Consider the following 17,358-nt stretch of genomic DNA (forward strand, 5'->3'; position numbering starts at 1 on the left):
ATGGTTATGAGCGCTCAGGTAATCTTAAGAGGAAGATAAAACACTCACCGTAGCGTTATTCTATTGATGAAATTATGATAAATTCACTATCGGAACAACTTCCGTTAAAAACGATAGGTATAGTTTTAACGGATGATTATTATACTTATTTAGGCATCGCTTCACTCTTTGAGGATGGGAAGTGCTTTATGTTCCCACTCAATGGAGAATATAATTCGTGTCAGATATCAGCTAGCGAAGATATCATAATTATTATTGATGGACGAGTTTTGATTCAGGGGGTCTGGAAAGGTTTTAAGGCGCTCATGCAGCATTATCCACATGCTCGTCGAATCTGGCTCACGCGCAGAGATATTGGAAAACTTTATCCACATGGCTGCGATAGAGATCCTGATATCGATCCCGATTTGGCAAAGCCTGTTTTTATTGAGCATTTCATTAAATACGCTTGTGCAAACGAAGTAGCGGTCGGTGAACTTGCGCCGTTGACAAAAAAGGAGGAGGAGTTGTTATGGCACTTTTTATATAAAAAGTCGATGAGTCAGATCGCCAGTAGCTATGGCATGAGTCGTAAGACTTTGTACATTCATAGATTGCGTATCTGTCGTAAATATGGCTTCAAACGCTTTTTCCATTTGCTATTTATTTACCAAAGAAGTCGCCATATCTTCGCATCTAAAATTTGCCGTGTAGACAAAAACGCCGATCAGGCTTGAAGCAAACAAGATGAAAAAGTTAACGATGAGAGAGTGTGAAAGCATCAATCCTACTATGCTGCTTGCCATTAAGATACTTATCTCGGCGCTTGACGAAAAAACAAAAATAAGGCTCAGAGAGCATATTGAAAAAACTGAACAAGAAATAGCCTCAAGCATACATGATAGCATCATGACAGAGACTTTTCTTCAGCAAATGAAAGACATTCGTTACATCTTAAATATAGTTCCTTGACGGCGTTCAGAAGCAAGAACGCGTTATTATTTAATGATTAATAGACCAGGTATTAGTATGAAAAAGATCTTAGTATGTTTCGTCGGCTTGGCTTTAACCGCATGTAGCGCTAATTCGTTGAATTATGGCGCTGAACAGGTACGGGTGATGACCAGCGAGCCAGGTAAGGAATGCAGCTACTTAGGGGATATCACGGGCAGCCAGGGGAATTTCTTTACCGGTGGCTGGACTTCCAACAGTAACCTGGAAACGGGGGCCCGTAACGATCTGAAAAACAAAGCTTATAAAATGGGCGGAAATACGGTAGTCCTGTTAACCCAGCGTGCAGGCCAGACAGGAAGTTCATGGCACGGTTCTGGCTCAAGCAAACAAACCAATGTCACGTTAAGCGGGAACGTTTATCGTTGCCCTCGTTAACCTTATTTTGCAGGCAATATATGCCTGTTTAGCGCGCGCGCCGCACTGGCGACGCGCGCGCTATTTGGGCTAACCTTGCTTTTTCTCGCTGTATTCCCGCCAACCGCCGCCTAATGCTTTATACAGATTAATGATATTTAGCTGTTGCATGAGCCGTGTGCGTACCAGGCGCTGTTGCGCGCCATAAAGCATACGATGGGTATCAAGCAGCGTAAGGTAGTCATCGACGCCTTCCTGAAAACGGAGTCCGGCCAGCTCATAGGCGATTTGACTGGCTTCAACCGCGCGTTGTTCTGATTGCACCTGGTCATTCAGCGTACGCTGTCCCGCCAGACCATCCGCCACGTCGCGAAAGGCTTGCTGAATAACGTTTTCATACCTGGCGATTTCAATCTGTTTTTGGACATGCGCCCTATCCAGGTCAGCGCGTAATGCGCCGCCGTGAAAGAGAGGCAAGGTGATTTGCGGTAGAAAACGCCAGCTTCCCGATCCCGGTTCAAAGAGTCCGCTAAGAGACGCGCTGGCCGTTCCCGCCGCGCCTGTCAGGCTGATGGTCGGGAAGAAGGCGGCGCGCGCTGCGCCTATCCGGGCGTTTGCGCCACGCAGCCTGTACTCGGCGGCGCGAATATCCGGGCGGCGTACCAGCAGATCTGACGGTAATCCGCCTGGCAGTGTGGTCGGGATCGCGCCTTCCGTAAGCGTGACCGCTTCGTTTAGTCGACGCGACAGTTCAGGCGTGAGCGGCTGGCCCAACAGCAATTCAAGCGCGTTACGATCCCGCGCCAACTGTCGCGTATACGCCGCGCGATTGATTTCCGCAGAACGCAGCGCGATCTCCGCCATACGCAGATCGAGCTGTGTGGCGTTGCCTGTCCGGGCAAGCTGGGTTGTCAATGTGTATGAACTTTTTTGCGCGGCCAGCGTATCTTCGGTTAAGCGCAGCAGCTCCCGGTCAGCCCGTAGCGTCAGCCAGGCGCTGGCGACTTCGGAAACCAGGCTCATTCGCGCCGCAATGTACGTCTCATCAAGCGCCATATAGGCGGCTAATGCCTGGTCGCTAAGGCTTCGCACTCGCCCCCAGAGATCCAGTTCCCAGGCCGTCGTCGCCCCAGCCATCTCGTAGCGTCGGTTAATCTCAGGCTCGTCCGTGACGCTGAGATCGGCGGGAGTGCGACCGGCGTCCATGGCGGTGGCGATGCCGAGCGTCGGCAGCATCTCCGCGCGCTGAATACGGTATAACGCCCGGGCGGCTTCAACATTGAGCCCTGCCTTGCGTAAATCCCGATTATTGCGTAACGCGATCGCGATCAGTTCCTGTAGAAGCGGATCGTGGAAGAAATCACGCCAGCCAATGTCAGCGGCATCCGGCGCGCCAGAAACGGTTGACGTTGCGTAGGGATAGACCATCGCAGTCGGCGATGCGGGGCGTTCGTGCTTCGGCGCCATCGTACAGCCAGCAAGCGTGGTGACGAAAGCAAGCGTCGCCAGCGTGGCGGTCTGCCGATAGCCTGTAAAAGTGATCTTCATTATGCCATTCCCATCATTATGCTTGTTGATCATGTGAATCAACGCGGTTCTCACGCTTTAATGCCATCCTGCGAACCACCACGTAAAATACAGGCGTCAATAACAGGCCGAAGAGCGTGACGCCCAACATGCCGGCAAACACGGCGATGCCCATCGCATGTCGCATTTCCGCGCCGGCACCCGTCGCGAGTACCAGCGGTACTACACCTGCGATAAAGGCGAATGAGGTCATCAGGATAGGACGTAGACGCAGGCGGGACGCTTCCAGCACGGCGGTCAGCGGGTCTGCGCCGTCGTGTTCTTTGGCGCGGGCAAACTCGACAATCAAAATGGCGTTCTTGGCCGCCAGGCCGACCAGCACCACGAAACCAATCTGCGTAAAGATATTGTTATCTCCGCCAGATACCCACACGCCGACAATGGCTGAGAGTAATGACATAGGCGCAATAAGCAGGACGGCGAAGGGCAGCGACCAACTGTTGTACTGCGCCGCCAGGATCAGGAAGGCCAACAGCACCGCCAGCGCAAAGATAGCAAGCGCAGAGTTGCCGGCCTGTTTTTCCTGATAAACCAGATCGGTCCATTCGAAGACCATCCCTTCCGGCAACGTTTCACGCACGATCTTTTCAATCGCGTCCGTCGCCTGTCCGGAGGAGAAGCCCGGAGCCGGTCCACCGCTAATATCTACCGAGGGGAAGCCGTTGTAATGGATGATTCTGTCCGGCCCCGACTGGCGCATAATCGTGACGAAAGCGCTAAGCGGGATCATCTCGCCCTTCGCATTGCGGACTTTAAGCAGGCCGATATCCTCTTGTTGCATACGGAATGGCGCATCGGCCTGCGCCATCACCCGCCAGGTACGGCCAAATCGGTTGAAATCGTTGACGTAAAGCGAGCCGAGGTTAATTTGCAACGTTTCAAAGATGTCGGTGAGCGATACCCCCATTGATTTCGCCTTTACCCGGTCGATATCCACCTGTAATTGCGGGGCATTCGTCTGGAAACTGGCCAGCATATTGGCCAGTTCGGGCGTCTGCATCGCCTTAGACATAATCTCGCTTTGCACCTTTGTCATCGCTTCAAATCCCAGTTCCGCACGATCTTCAATCTGCAATTTAAAGCCGCCCGTCGCGCCAAGCCCTGGAACCGGCGGCGGGAAGATGCCAATAAACCCGTCGGGAATGTGGCTAAATTTGTGCATTAGCTTTCCGGCGATAGCGTTAGCGGAAAGTGAAGGATCTTCACGCTCGTCAAAGGGTTTTAGCATGGCGAACATCAGCGCCGAATTTGGCACATTTACCGGGCCGTTAACCGACAGGCCGGGGAAGACGACGACGCTTTCAACGCCGGGTTCCGCCAGCGCGATAGCGGACATTTGTTTCACGACCGCCTCTGTGCGATCCAACGATGCGCCGCTTGGGAGCTGGGCGATGCCGACGAGATAGTATTTATCCTGCGCAGGCACAAACCCGTTCGGCACCTGATGGAAGCCAAGCCAGGTCAGCCCCACAAAGCCGGCATAGAGCACCATCACAATGACGCTGCCGCGCACGGCCCGACGGACGGCGCTAACATAGCGGTTCGACGCGCTGTCGAAGAAACGGTTAAAGCGATGGAAAAAACCGCCAGTGACCGTGCCCATCAACCGCGTTAGCCAGTCAGCCTTCGCAGTATCGTGGTGCGGTCTTAGCAAAATGGCAGCCAGCGCAGGGGAGAGCGTCAGCGAGTTAATGGCCGAAAGGATGGTCGAAATAGCGATGGTCAACGCGAACTGACGATAAAACTCACCCTGCAGGCCCGCCAGGAATGCGGAAGGGATAAAGACCGCCGTTAGCACCGAGGTAATAGAAAGAATGGGACCAGTGACTTCATCCATCGCCTTCTTTGCCGCCTCTCCGGGGCTTTTGCCCTGCGAGATATGCCGTTCCACGTTTTCGACCACAACGATGGCGTCATCAACAACGATGCCTATCGACAGGACCAAACCAAACAGCGAAAGCGTATTCAGCGAAAAGCCAAACAGGTGCATCAAGGCAAAGGTGCCGACCAGCGAAACGGGAACCGCCACCAGAGGAATAATGGACGCCCGCCAGGTTTGCAGGAACAGCACCACGACAAGGACGACCAGCACGAGGGCTTCCAGCAACGTAATCGCCACCGATTGTAGCGATGCGCGCACGAAGACCGTAGGATCATAGGCAATCCGGTATTCGATATCCTGCGGGAAGTTTTGCTGCAACTCATCCATTTTGCCGCGAATCGCGTTAGAAACGTCAATCGCATTGGCGCCCGGACTTTGAATAATCTGTAACGCTGGCGCCGCTTCGCCATTCAGTAAACTGCGCAGCGTATAGGCATCTGCGCCCAGCGTGACGCGGGCGATATCACGCAGACGCGTCACCTCGCCGTCAGCGCCGATTTTTACCACAATCTCGCCGAACTGTTCTTCGCTGGTCAGGCGGCCCAGCGTGTTTACCGTCATCTGAAAAGCGGCGGAGGCCTCCGGCTGTTGCCCGACGGAACCGGCGGCGACCTGTACGTTTTGTTCCCGCAACGCCGTAACGATATCACTGGCGGTAAGACCGCGGTTGGCGATTTTCGCCGGGTCCAGCCAGACGCGCATGGCGTACTCGCCCGCGCCCCAGACGAGAACATCGCCGACGCCGGGTAAACGGGCCAGTTCGTCGCGAACCTGCCGGATGGCGAAGTTAGACAGGTAAAGCGAGTCATAGCGTTTTTGCGGCGAGACAAGATGAACCACCATCAACATATCGGGGGACGTTTTCTCCGTTACAACGCCAATTCGCTGGACTTCTTCGGGCAGGCGAGGCAGCGCGCGGGATACCCGGTTTTGCACCTGAATTTGCGCCATATCAGGATCGGTTCCCTGTTCGAAGGCGATAGAGATAACCATGCGACCATCAATGGCCATCTGGGTATTCATATACAACATGCCGTCAACGCCGTTGATCACCTGTTCCAGCGGCGCGGCTACCGTATCGGCAATCACTTGCGGGTTAGCGCCGGGGTAGCTGGCGCTAACCTGTACCGTGGGCGGCGTAACGGCCGGATATTCACTCAGCGGCAGTTTTAAAAAGGCGATAGCGCCAGCCAGCAGCATTAACAGCGACAGGACGATGGCGAAGATGGGTCGTGCAATGAAAAAGTGGGTGAATTTCATTGGCGCACCGCCTTCGGCGCACTGTCGCCGTCCGCTTTAGTCAATGTCGCGGTCTGTTTGTCGGTCACATTCTGTCGCATCGGCACCAGACGCGGCGCAACGGTCATGCCAGGACGCACCAGCCCCTTGAGGATGATTTTTTCTCCCGGCTGTACTCCCTGTGTAACGACGCGGAGTCCATCGACCATTTGTCCCAGCTCAACCGGACGATACTCCACCTGATTCTCCTTGCCGACGATCAGCACATAGTTTTTGCCCTGATCGGCGCTCACCGCCAGATCGTCAATTAGCACGGTTTCCCGCGGCTCGCCGATGGGCAAACTGATTCGGGCAAACAGGCCGGGAGAAAGCATTCCGTCGGGGTCAGGAATCACGGCGCGCGCCCGGATAGTGCCGGTGCTGCGGTTCATCTGATTGCCCATAAAGTCGAGTACGCCCTGATAAGGCAGCCCGTTATCGGTGGTTAACCCCATGTTGACTACCGGTGGATTTTTGTCGGAGCGGGTATGCCGTAACGCCTTCAGCCAGGTGGCTTCGTCAATATCGAAATACACATACATGGGATTGTGAGACACGATAGTCGTCAAAAGCGTGGCGTTACCCGCTACGCCGCCGCTGACCAGATTGCCCCGGGTCACCAGTATGCGGTCAACGCGTCCGGCAATGGGCGCGGTAATACGGGTCCAGGAGAGTTCAAGGCGCGCTGCGGCGACGGCGGCTTTGGCCGATTGCATCTGCGCCTGTCGCGCATTACGCGTGGCGGTGACATCGTCAGCGTTTTTACGTGATACGGCGCCGCTGGCGACCAGTCGTTGAATGCGATCGAAATCCGCCTGCGCCTGGCGGGCCAGTACTTCAGCCTGACGTAATTGCGCGACGGCGGTGTCGAGGGCGACCTCGAACGGGCGCGGATCGATCTGGAACAGCAGTTGTCCGCGGCTTACCAGACGTCCTTCCGGAACGCTGACGGCGTCAAGGGTTCCTCCCACGCGCGAACGCAGCTCCACGGTCTCCGGCGCGGCCAGAAAACCGGTGAATTCCGCCGTAGGCGCGAGTGTGCGGCTAAGGGCTTTAGCAACCGGTACCGACGGTGGAGGCGGCGCGCTGGCCGGTGGTCCGACGGCGTTGTCTTTATCCCATAGTGCTTCGCCGGCCATATAAATCACGCCCCCGATGGCGGCGATGACGCCGGCTATCAACATAATTTTGAATGTTCTACGCATGTCGTTTCCCTCTTTACCGCAGCGTGTCGGCCATTCCGCAACGCTGCCGCAGAATTTTTGGCAAAGGCTAGGCGTTACAACGAAGGAAAGGTCAAGCGTTCCTGGCGGGTTTTTACGGGACGTAGGTCGGCATCGTGGCGTAAATGTCTCGCATCATCCTCTTTTATGAGCCATCTCACATTCTCGCCGAACCGTGCAGCCTGAATACGCTTGACCTTCCCACAATGGCAAGCTTTAGGCTTTCTGATACCGAATAGTCAGGATGGGGAAGTCGTCATGAGTCAGTCAGAAAATCGTCACGACACGATAAGCTTGCTTATTGAAGGTATGACCTGCGCGTCGTGTGTCGCTCGCGTTGAAAAAGGTATTAAGGCTGTGCCTGGCGTAACGGACGCTACGGTGAATCTGGCGACGGAGCGCGCCACCGTTCGCGGGACGGCGTCGGCGGAGGCGGTGATCGCGGCGATTGAAAAAACGGGGTATGAGGCGCGACCGGTAGAGACGGCGGGGCAGGGAGAAGACGACTCTGAAGAGAAAAAAGAGGCCGAGCGCGTCAGGCTGAAGCGCGATCTGATTCTCGCCAGCGTGCTGGCGCTCCCCGTTTTTGTGCTTGAAATGGGTTCGCACCTTATTCCTGGTATGCACGAGTGGGTGATAAAAACGATTGGCCTGCAACAAAGCTGGTACTGGCAATTTGCACTGACCCTGTTGGTGCTGACGATCCCCGGTCGCCGTTTTTACCTTAAAGGGTTCCCGGCGCTGGCGCGTCTGGCGCCGGACATGAACTCGCTGGTCGCCGTGGGAACCGCAGCGGCGTTCGGCTACTCGCTGGTGGCGACCTTTACGCCCGACCTGTTGCCTGAAGGGACGGTAAACGTCTATTACGAGGCCGCCGCAGTGATTGTCGCGCTTATTCTGCTGGGGCGCTTTCTGGAGGCAAGGGCGAAGGGGCGGACTTCCGAAGCGATTAAACGTCTGGTGGGGCTACAGGCGCGGGTCGCGCATGTGTTACGCGAGGGCCGCATCGTGGATATCCCTGTCGACGAGGTTGTGCTGGGAGACTGTGTGGAGGTTCGGCCAGGCGAGCGGATCCCGGTTGACGGCGAAGTGACCGAAGGCCGCAGCTTCGTTGACGAGTCGATGATTACCGGCGAACCGATACCGGTAGAGAAATCCGCAGGAAGCGCGGTGGTGGGCGGTACCGTAAACCAAAAAGGCGCGCTCACGCTGCGGGCGACCGCCGTCGGCGGACAGACCATGCTGGCGCAAATCATTCGTCTGGTGGAACAGGCGCAAGGTTCAAAACTGCCGATTCAGGCCGTCGTGGATAAAGTGACGCTGTGGTTTGTCCCAATGGTAATGCTTATTGCTGCGCTGACCTTTGTGGTATGGCTGGCGTTTGGGCCGTCGCCAGCGCTGACTTTCGCTCTGATCAATGGCGTTGCGGTTCTGATTATCGCCTGTCCTTGCGCGATGGGCCTGGCGACGCCGACCTCTATTATGGTGGGAACCGGTCGTGGGGCGGAAATGGGCGTGCTGTTCCGTAAGGGGGAGGCGTTACAGCTACTCAAAGACGCTAAGGTGGTGGCCGTAGACAAAACCGGGACGCTTACCGAAGGCCGCCCGGTACTGACCGATCTCGACGTGGCCAGCGGCTTTGAACGCCGTGAGGTGCTGGCGAAAGTCGCGGCGGTAGAATCGCGTTCAGAGCATCCGATTGCCCGTGCGATTGTCGTGTCGGCAGAAGAGGAAGGGATCGCGCTACTAGGCATGAGCGGCTTCGAATCGGTGACCGGGATGGGCGTATACGCTACCGTTGCCGGTACGCGTGTTGACGTGGGGGCCGATCGCTATATGCGCGAAATTGGCGTGGATATTAGCGGCTTCGCCACCACCGCCGAACGGTTAGGACAGGAAGGGAAATCGCCGCTCTATGCGGCTATTGACGGTCAACTGGCGGCGATTATCGCCGTGGCCGATCCGATCAAACCCAGTACGCCCGCCGCGATTAACGCTTTACATCAGCTCGGGATTAAGGTCGCCATGATCACTGGCGATAATGCCCGCACGGCACAGGCTATCGCCAGACAGTTAGGAATTGATGACGTGGTTGCCGAGGTATTGCCAGAAGGGAAAGTCGAGGCGATACGGCGCCTGAAAGCGGCGTATGGGCAGGTGGCGTTTGTCGGCGATGGCATCAACGATGCGCCAGCGCTGGCGGAGTCCGACGTGGGGCTGGCGATTGGCACCGGCACCGATGTGGCGGTGGAATCCGCCGACGTCGTACTAATGTCCGGCAACCTGCAAGGCGTGCCGAATGCCATCGCGCTGTCTAAAGCGACCATACGCAATATCCACCAGAATCTGTTCTGGGCCTTTGCTTACAATACGGCGCTGATTCCTGTCGCGGCAGGCGCGCTATTTCCGGTCTGGGGCATATTATTGTCACCGGTATTCGCCGCAGGGGCGATGGCGATGTCGAGCGTGTTCGTGCTGGGCAACGCTTTGCGGCTGCGCCGTTTCCGGGCGCCGATGGCAACCCCATCCGACACATCCACGACATGAGGAGGAGCGTCATGAACATCGGTAAAGCAGCTAAAGCATCGAAAGTCTCGGCCAAAATGATTCGCTACTATGAACAGATTGGTCTGATTCCCGCGGCAAGTCGGACGGATTCCGGCTATCGGGCCTATACCCAGGCTGATGTTAATCAATTGCATTTTATACGCCGCGCGCGCGACCTCGGTTTTTCAGTTGCTGAAATCAGCGACTTACTGAATCTTTGGAATAACCAGTCGCGGCAAAGCGCTGACGTCAAACGCCTGGCGCAGACGCACATTGATGAACTGGACAGACGTATCCAGAACATGCAGCACATGGCGCAAACCCTCAAAGCGCTGATTCACTGCTGCGCCGGCGACGCGCTGCCAGATTGCCCCATTCTGCATACGCTTGGACAACCTGACGATAGCGAGCCGGAGGCGCGTACCGGAGCGGTATTGCGCCGTCCTCGTCGCCACGGACTGGCAAAGCGTCTGTAAGTCCTGAGATTACGCTTGACCTTCCAACACTGGCAAGGCCCAGACTGGCAACAGTTCCCAAACAAAAGGAGTTCACTATGCAGTTCCATATTGATGACATGACCTGCGGCGGCTGCGCCAGTACGGTAAAAAAGACGATTCTGACTCTTGATGCTAATGCGACGGTGAGAACCGACCCGGCGACGCGTCTGGTTGACGTTGAAACGTCGCTATCCGCGGAGCAGATTGCCGCCGCCCTGCAAAAGGCCGGTTTCCCGCCGCGCGAAAGGTAATCGGCAATGGCGATCGGTCTGGCGACAGGCCGGTCGCGATACGCTAGCCACGCTTCGCTTTTCTTGGCGTGAGATAATCCCCATAAAAAATGTGACAAATCATGTGCCAGTAAGCTTTGTTAATAATATGTAATGATTTGTCTATTTTTGCTAACATTTTACCTGCTATATACAAAAAGATAACAAATAAGTAGCGCAACGCTACCTTGTTACGTCGCTTTGACGACGGGAGCGTTCCAGCGTTTCGCCGCTTCAAAGCTTGATGTTATTTTTTGATGCAGGACACTACCTATGTACACCCCCCTGAACTGGACGACGACACAACGACATGTGGCGTTTGCCAGCTTTACCAGTTGGATGCTGGATGCGTTTGATTTCTTTATCCTTGTCTTTGTACTTAGCGATCTCGCCGAATGGTTTCACGCTTCCGTATCGGACGTTTCCATTGCGATTATGCTGACCCTGGCGGTACGTCCCATTGGCGCGCTGCTATTTGGCCGAATGGCGGAAAAGTACGGACGTCGACCGATACTGATGCTCAATATTCTGTTCTTTACGGTATTTGAACTGCTTTCCGCCTGGTCGCCCACCTTCATGGCATTTCTGATTTTTCGGGTCATGTACGGCGTGGCGATGGGCGGGATATGGGGCGTCGCGTCATCACTGGCGATGGAAACCATTCCCGATCGTTCGCGTGGCCTGATGTCGGGCATTTTTCAGGCGGGCTATCCCTGCGGCTATCTGTTCGCCTCGGTTATTTTTGGCCTCTTCTACAGTATGGTAGGCTGGCGCGGCATGTTCCTGATTGGCGCCCTGCCTGTTGTCTTGCTGCCTTATATCTGGTTTAAAGTGCCGGAATCCCCCGTCTGGCTGGCGGCCAGAGCGCGTAAAGAGAATACCGCGCTGCTTCCTGTTCTGCGCAAACAGTGGAAGTTGTGTCTGTATCTGGTGCTGGTCATGGCGTTCTTTAACTTTTTCAGTCACGGCACGCAGGATCTCTATCCTACCTTCCTGAAGATGCAGCATGGTTTTGATCCGCATCTGATCAGTATCATTGCGATTTTTTATAACATTGCCGCCATGCTCGGCGGTATTTTCTACGGTACGCTATCGGAACGTATTGGGCGTAAAAAAGCGATCATGATCGCCGCCTTTCTTGCGCTTCCGGTACTCCCGCTATGGGCATTTTCCAGCGGATCATTCACGATTGGCCTGGGCGCGTTCCTGATGCAGTTTATGGTGCAGGGCGCCTGGGGTGTCGTGCCGACCTGGCTGAACGAGCTGGTTCCGGCGAATGCGCGCGCCGTGCTGCCAGGGTTTGTTTACCAACTCGGTAATTTACTGGCGTCGGTTAATGCGACGTTACAGGCCCGCATCGCGGAAACGCATGGTGGCAATTACGGGTTGGCAATGGCGATCGTGGCTGGCGCGGTGGCTATTTTAATCTGTGTATTTGTGGCATTTGGTCGCGAGACCCGGGGAGTCGTCATCTCCGGTACAGATAGCGACGCCCTCCCGGAGTCGGCCATCGGTCATCGCTCGTAAACACTACGCTCCTGGCGCATACTGTCGCCGGGAGCGCTCCTTCCTCCTGTGGTTTTTACGCCCTTTCAACGAACAACAAAGGTTAATGATGGCATCTGCCTTTCGTGACCATTACAATCATCGCTTACTTTTTTCTTTATAAGAAATTGATTGTTGGACCTTAAAATTGTCAACGGAGCGAAGATATCATGTTGAAAGATAACCAAAAACACAACGAGTCTGTTGCCCCGAATAGCGCCTTTCTGTCTGAGTTACAACGTGCATTACCGGAATTTTTTATCGCCGATCGCTATAACGAGCAGGGCGAACTGATCGCGAAAGGCGGATTTGATCTCGCCAGATTTGAGCGCGCGCTGAAAGCGCGTAATATTGATGAGCTGACTAGCGGTTATCAGATTGATTTTATTGGCAAAGATTACGCAAAAAAACAGGCGGGTGAAAAATCCGTTACCGTTATCGTTCCTGACGTGGAACACAATACTCTGGCAGAAAATAAAAACAGCCATAATCTTTTTCTGACCGGAGATAATCTGGATGTGTTACGCCATCTGCAAAATAATTACGCCGATACCGTCGATATGATCTATATCGATCCCCCTTATAACACCGGATCGGACGGGTTTGTCTATCCCGATCATTTTGAATATAGCGATCGGGCGTTGCAGGATATGTTTGGTCTTAATGATACTGAACTGGCACGTTTAAAATCCATTCAGGGTAAATCGACGCACTCCGCGTGGTTATCTTTCATGTATCCGCGTCTTTTCCTGGCCAGGAAGCTCCTGAAAGATACCGGATTTATTTTTATCTCTATCGACGATAATGAGTACGCCAATCTTAAATTAATGATGGATGAGATTTTTGGCGAAGGCGGATTTGTCACCAATGTGATGTGGAAGCGCAAAAAAGAGATTTCTAACGACTCTGATAACGTTTCCATCCAGGGGGAATACATTCTTGTTTATGCCAAAACCGGTCAGGGCGCTTTACGTTTAGAACCGCTTTCTAAAGAGTATATTCAGAAATCCTATAAAGAACCGACCGAACAGTTTCCAGAAGGGAAATGGCGCCCGGTGCCGTTAACGGTGTCAAAAGGGCTGAGCGGCGGCGGCTATACCTATAAAATTACCACGCCGAACGGTACGGTACACGAAAGACTATGGGCTTATCCTGAAGCCAGTTACCAAAAACTGGTGGCCGATAATCTGGTCTATTTTGGCAAAGATAACGGCGGTATTCCCCAGCGAGTCATGTACGCGCATCACAGTAAAGGGCAGCCAACGACCAATTACTGGGATAACGTAGCGTCGAATAAAGAGGGGAAAAAGGAGATTCTGGATCTCTTCGGCGACAACGTTTTTGATACGCCGAAACCGACCGCATTATTGAAGAAAATCATTAAGCTCGCTATCGATAAAGACGGCGTCGTTCTGGACTTTTTTGCCGGTTCCGGTACTTCGGCCCATGCGGTGATGGCGCTGAATGAAGAAGATGGGGGGCAGCGCACGTTTATTCTGTGTACTATCGATCAGGCATTAAGCAATAACACTATCGCGAAAAAAGCAGGTTATAACACTATTGATGAAATCAGCCGCGAGCGAATTACACGCGTTGCGGCGAAGATCCGCGCCAACAATCCCGCGACCAATAGCGATCTCGGTTTTAAACATTATCGTTTTGCCACTCCGACACAGCAGACGCTGGACGATCTGGATAGCTTCGATATTGCTACCGGCCATTTTATCAATACCAGCGGTCAACTGGCCGCTTTTACCGAGTCAGGATTTACCGACATGATCAATCCTTTTTCCGCCAGAGGATTGGGCGTGCCGGGCGGCGCAAGCGGCGAAGAGACCTTATTAACGACATGGCTGGTCGCCGATGGTTATAAAATGGATATTGACGTACAGACCGTTGATTTTTCCGGCTATTGCGCCAGGTATGTTGATAATACGCGCCTGTATCTGATTGATGAACGATGGGGAACCGAGCAGACCCGCGATCTTCTCAACCACATTGGTACGCACCAGCTTCCGGTTCAGACCATTGTCATTTACGGCTACTCTTTCGACCTTGAATCCATTCGTGAACTGGAAATCGGCTTAAAACAGCTTGATCAAAAAGTGAACCTGGTGAAGCGTTATTAAGAGGGGATGATGATGAATATTTTACTGGAAGAACTTCCCCATCAGGAACAGGCGTTAGCGGCGATTCTGGCGAGTTTCACCGGTATCGATCACGCGCAGGCCGATCATAATCACTATGCTAATCCGCTGATTAAGGAACGTTACGACGATAAGGCCAATATTGACGTTAAAATGGAGACCGGGACGGGCAAAACCTATGTCTATACCCGGTTGATGTATGAACTGCATCAGAAGTATGGCCTCTTCAAATTTGTGCTGGTGGTGCCGACGCCAGCCATTAAAGAAGGCGCGCGGAACTTTATCACCAGCGATTACGCCAGACAGCATTTTTCACAGTTCTACGAAAATACGCGGATGGAACTTTGCACCATTAACGCCGGTGATTTTAAAGTAAAGTCGGGGCGTAAAAATTTTCCGGCCCAGCTATTAAGTTTTACTGATGCCAGCCGTCGTGATAGCCATACGATTCAGGTTTTGCTGATCAATGCGCAAATGCTCAATTCCGCCAGTATGACGCGAGACGATTACGATCAAACGCTCCTGGGTGGGCTGACGTCGCCTGTTAAAGGGCTGCAAATGACGCGACCGGTGGTCATTATTGATGAACCGCATCGTTTTGCGCGAGATAACAAATTTTATCGAGCGATTCAGGCCATTCAGCCGCAAATGATCGTCCGCTTTGGCGCTACCTTCCCGGATATTGTCGAAGGTAAGGGTAAAAATAAATGTGTACGTAAAGATTACTATCGCCGGCAACCGCAGTTTGATCTCAACGCGGTGGACAGTTTTAACGATGGTTTGGTGAAAGGTATTGATATTTATTACCCGAATCTCCCCGAAGAACAGGCCAACAATCGTTATATCGTTGACAGCGTCACGGCAAAGAAATTAATCCTCCGACGGGGGAGCAAAATTGCCGAGGTTGGCGTGGGCGAAAATCTCGCCGATGTCGATGCAGGATTTGAGGGCAGTATTGAATATGCCGGCAGTAAAATGTTGTCGAACGATCTGGAGCTGGAGGCAGGGATGGCGCTGGTGCCAGGAACCTTTGGCGCGAGCTACCAGGAACTGATTATTCAGGACGCCATTGATAAGCATTTTGATACCGAGCAGGCAAATTTCTTACGCAGCAATGAGCCAGAAAATAATGCCCCGCGTATTAAGACCTTAAGCCTTTTCTTTATTGACAGTATTAAAAGCTATCGTGATGACGAAGGCTGGTTGAAAGTCACTTTTGAGCGTTTGCTGAAAAAGAAACTGACGCAACTGATTGACGATTATCAGCGCAAGACCCTGCCGCGAGAAGTGGAGTATCTGTCGTTTCTGCAGGCCACGCTCGCCAGCCTGCACTCGGATAACCAAAACGTCCACGCTGGTTACTTTGGCGAAGACCGCGGAAGCGGCGATGAGGCGATCCAGGCTGAGGTAGATGATATTCTGAAAAATAAAGAGAAGTTGCTCAGTTTTTCAGACCATCACGGCAACTGGGAAACGCGCCGCTTTCTGTTTTCAAAATGGACGCTTCGCGAAGGCTGGGATAACCCGAATGTTTTTGTCATTGCTAAATTACGTTCTTCCGGTAGCGAGTCGAGCAAAATTCAGGAAGTGGGGCGCGGCCTGCGGCTACCGGTAGATGAAAACGGCCATCGCGTTCATCAGGAAGAGTGGCCGTCCCGACTGTCGTTTCTGATTGGTTATGATGAAAAAGCGTTTGCCAGTATGCTGGTTGATGAGATTAATCGCGACAGCAAAGTTCAGCTTAACGAGCAGAAACTGGATGAGGCGATGATCACACTCATCGTCACCGAGCGGCAAAAAGTCGATCCTGCGTTTACGGAGCTTCGTTTGCTGGAAGATCTGGATGATAAAAAACTGATCAACCGGAGTAATGAGTTTAAACCCAGCGTCACGCTTAACGGGGAAACCAAAAGTGGCTTTGCGTGGCTACTGGAGTTCTACCCTGAGCTGACGCAGGCGCGGGTGCGAGCGGATCGCATTCGTGACAATAAGCCCGCCTCCCGACTGCGAGTCAGGTTACGCAAAGAGAATTGGGAACAACTTAGCAGTATCTGGGAGCAGTTTTCCCGCCGTTATATGCTGCAATTCGAGCGTAGCGGCGCGTCTCTGGAACAGATTGCCGCCGAGGTGCTGCGCGATCCGGCGCTGTATATACGCCAGAAGCCAAGCCAGGTTCAACAACGGCTGGTATCGAATGAAGATAATGGCCGTTTTGAAGTGGCGCAGCGGGAAGGCGAATTAGCCGCCAGCGAATTTATGGCGGGCATGAAATATGGCCATTTTCTTAAGCAACTGGCGTTACGCACCAGTCTGCCGGTTAACGTCCTGCACCCGGTGTTAATGGCGATGCTGCGTGATGTTTTGCACGGAGATTCACGCTATTTAAGCGAGATCTCGTTGGACAATATGACCCGCGCATTACAGACGCGGATTAATGCGCATTTTGCGCAGCGCCACGATTATCTGCCTCTCGATTTTCAGGCTTCAACGTCGGTATTTGATTCCACGGCACGGCAGTTCAGAGAGGAGATTAGCGCTGAAATTGTGGGGAAAAATGTGGATGAGAATGCGATAGACGATCCCCGTTCTCTCTATCAAATACCGCCGTTGCGTTATGACAGCGTCGATCCAGAATTGCCGCTATTAAAATACGATTATCCGCAACAGGTTTCTGTGTTTGGCAAACTGCCTAAGCGGGCCATTCAGATCCCCAAATATACGGGGGGCTCTACTACGCCGGATTTTGTGTACCGTATTGAGCGTCAGGACGCCGACAGCGTTTATTTACTGGTTGAAACTAAAGCAGAAAATATGCGCGTAGGCGATCAGGTTATTCTTGATGCGCAACGTAAATTCTTCGATATGCTGCGTCGGCAAAATATCAATGTCGAGTTTGCGGAAGCGACCAGCGCGCCGGCGGTATTTTCTACCATCAATGGCTTGATTGAGGGGAAGGCAAACTAACGGGTTTGAATGAACCTTAACGGTTATCTTTTTGATAGACCATATAAAATGGCCGCCGCGCAGCGAGCGTTG

Annotated in this window: 12 protein-coding genes; 9 read left to right on the forward strand and 3 right to left on the reverse strand. The window is 53.3% G+C overall.

Going from position 1 to position 17,358, the window contains the following annotated elements; all coding sequences use genetic code 11:
• The first annotated feature begins 74 nt into the window (after window positions 1-74).
• From ABVN44_RS04215 to ABVN44_RS04225, 3 genes are read left to right on the forward strand one after another with little or no spacing between them, the layout of a single operon-like run.
• Window positions 75-716 carry a helix-turn-helix transcriptional regulator gene (locus tag ABVN44_RS04215; RefSeq protein WP_000610827.1) on the forward strand — a complete coding sequence of 214 codons (642 nt, stop codon included), beginning with the start codon at window positions 75-77 and terminating at the stop codon, window positions 714-716.
• Window positions 717-726: 10 nt separating this feature from the next.
• The gene (locus ABVN44_RS04220) at window positions 727-951 is read left to right on the forward strand and encodes a membrane protein (protein WP_000737127.1); all 225 of its coding nucleotides are present in this window, start codon (window positions 727-729) and stop codon (window positions 949-951) included.
• A 57-nt stretch (window positions 952-1,008) separates the two neighbouring features.
• Window positions 1,009-1,368: a DUF4156 domain-containing protein gene (locus tag ABVN44_RS04225; RefSeq protein WP_000722978.1), complete on the forward strand. Its 360-nt coding sequence runs from the start codon at window positions 1,009-1,011 to the stop codon at window positions 1,366-1,368.
• 69 nt (window positions 1,369-1,437) lie between these two features.
• On the opposite strand, the gene mdsC is transcribed toward ABVN44_RS04225, so the two are convergent.
• The 3 genes from mdsC to mdsA are packed head-to-tail and all read right to left on the reverse strand — an operon-like array spanning window position 1,438 to window position 7,299.
• Entirely contained in the window at window positions 1,438-2,895 is a 1,458-nt protein-coding gene (gene mdsC, locus ABVN44_RS04230; protein WP_001533995.1) for a multidrug efflux transporter outer membrane subunit MdsC, read from the reverse strand.
• Window positions 2,896-2,911: 16 nt separating this feature from the next.
• Window positions 2,912-6,076 (reverse strand): multidrug efflux RND transporter permease subunit MdsB, encoded by a 3,165-nt coding sequence (gene mdsB / locus ABVN44_RS04235; RefSeq protein ID WP_369561815.1) that lies wholly within the window; start codon window positions 6,074-6,076, stop codon window positions 2,912-2,914.
• Entirely contained in the window at window positions 6,073-7,299 is a 1,227-nt protein-coding gene (gene mdsA, locus ABVN44_RS04240) for a multidrug efflux RND transporter periplasmic adaptor subunit MdsA (RefSeq protein WP_023193432.1), read from the reverse strand. The genes mdsB and mdsA overlap by 4 nt, the downstream gene beginning before the upstream one ends.
• 276 nt (window positions 7,300-7,575) lie before the next feature.
• Between mdsA and golT the strand changes: the two genes are divergently transcribed.
• The 6 genes from golT to ABVN44_RS04270 all read left to right on the forward strand — a co-directional run bounded on the left by golT (window position 7,576) and on the right by ABVN44_RS04270 (window position 17,286).
• Window positions 7,576-9,864, forward strand: a complete 2,289-nt coding sequence (golT, locus tag ABVN44_RS04245) for a gold/copper-translocating P-type ATPase GolT (RefSeq protein WP_023231387.1) — start codon at window positions 7,576-7,578, stop codon at window positions 9,862-9,864.
• 11 nt (window positions 9,865-9,875) lie between these two features.
• Window positions 9,876-10,340, forward strand: a complete 465-nt coding sequence (gene golS, locus ABVN44_RS04250) for an Au(I) sensor transcriptional regulator GolS (RefSeq protein WP_001020583.1) — start codon at window positions 9,876-9,878, stop codon at window positions 10,338-10,340.
• Window positions 10,341-10,417: 77 nt separating this feature from the next.
• Window positions 10,418-10,612, forward strand: coding sequence for a gold resistance metallochaperone GolB (golB, locus tag ABVN44_RS04255; RefSeq protein ID WP_001159470.1), 195 nt, complete (start codon window positions 10,418-10,420; stop codon window positions 10,610-10,612).
• A gap of 291 nt (window positions 10,613-10,903) precedes the next feature.
• Entirely contained in the window at window positions 10,904-12,157 is a 1,254-nt protein-coding gene (locus ABVN44_RS04260; protein ID WP_023231388.1) for an MFS transporter, read from the forward strand.
• A gap of 188 nt (window positions 12,158-12,345) precedes the next feature.
• Window positions 12,346-14,304, forward strand: a complete 1,959-nt coding sequence (locus ABVN44_RS04265) for a site-specific DNA-methyltransferase (protein ID WP_023231389.1) — start codon at window positions 12,346-12,348, stop codon at window positions 14,302-14,304.
• Between the two features lie 9 nt (window positions 14,305-14,313).
• Window positions 14,314-17,286: a type III restriction-modification system endonuclease gene (locus ABVN44_RS04270; protein ID WP_001651666.1), complete on the forward strand. Its 2,973-nt coding sequence runs from the start codon at window positions 14,314-14,316 to the stop codon at window positions 17,284-17,286.
• Window positions 17,287-17,358 lie beyond the last annotated feature (72 nt).

Origin of the sequence: Salmonella sp. SJTUF15570 (genome assembly GCF_043357055.1) — a bacterium.
GTDB classification, from domain to species: Bacteria; Pseudomonadota; Gammaproteobacteria; order Enterobacterales; family Enterobacteriaceae; genus Salmonella; species Salmonella enterica.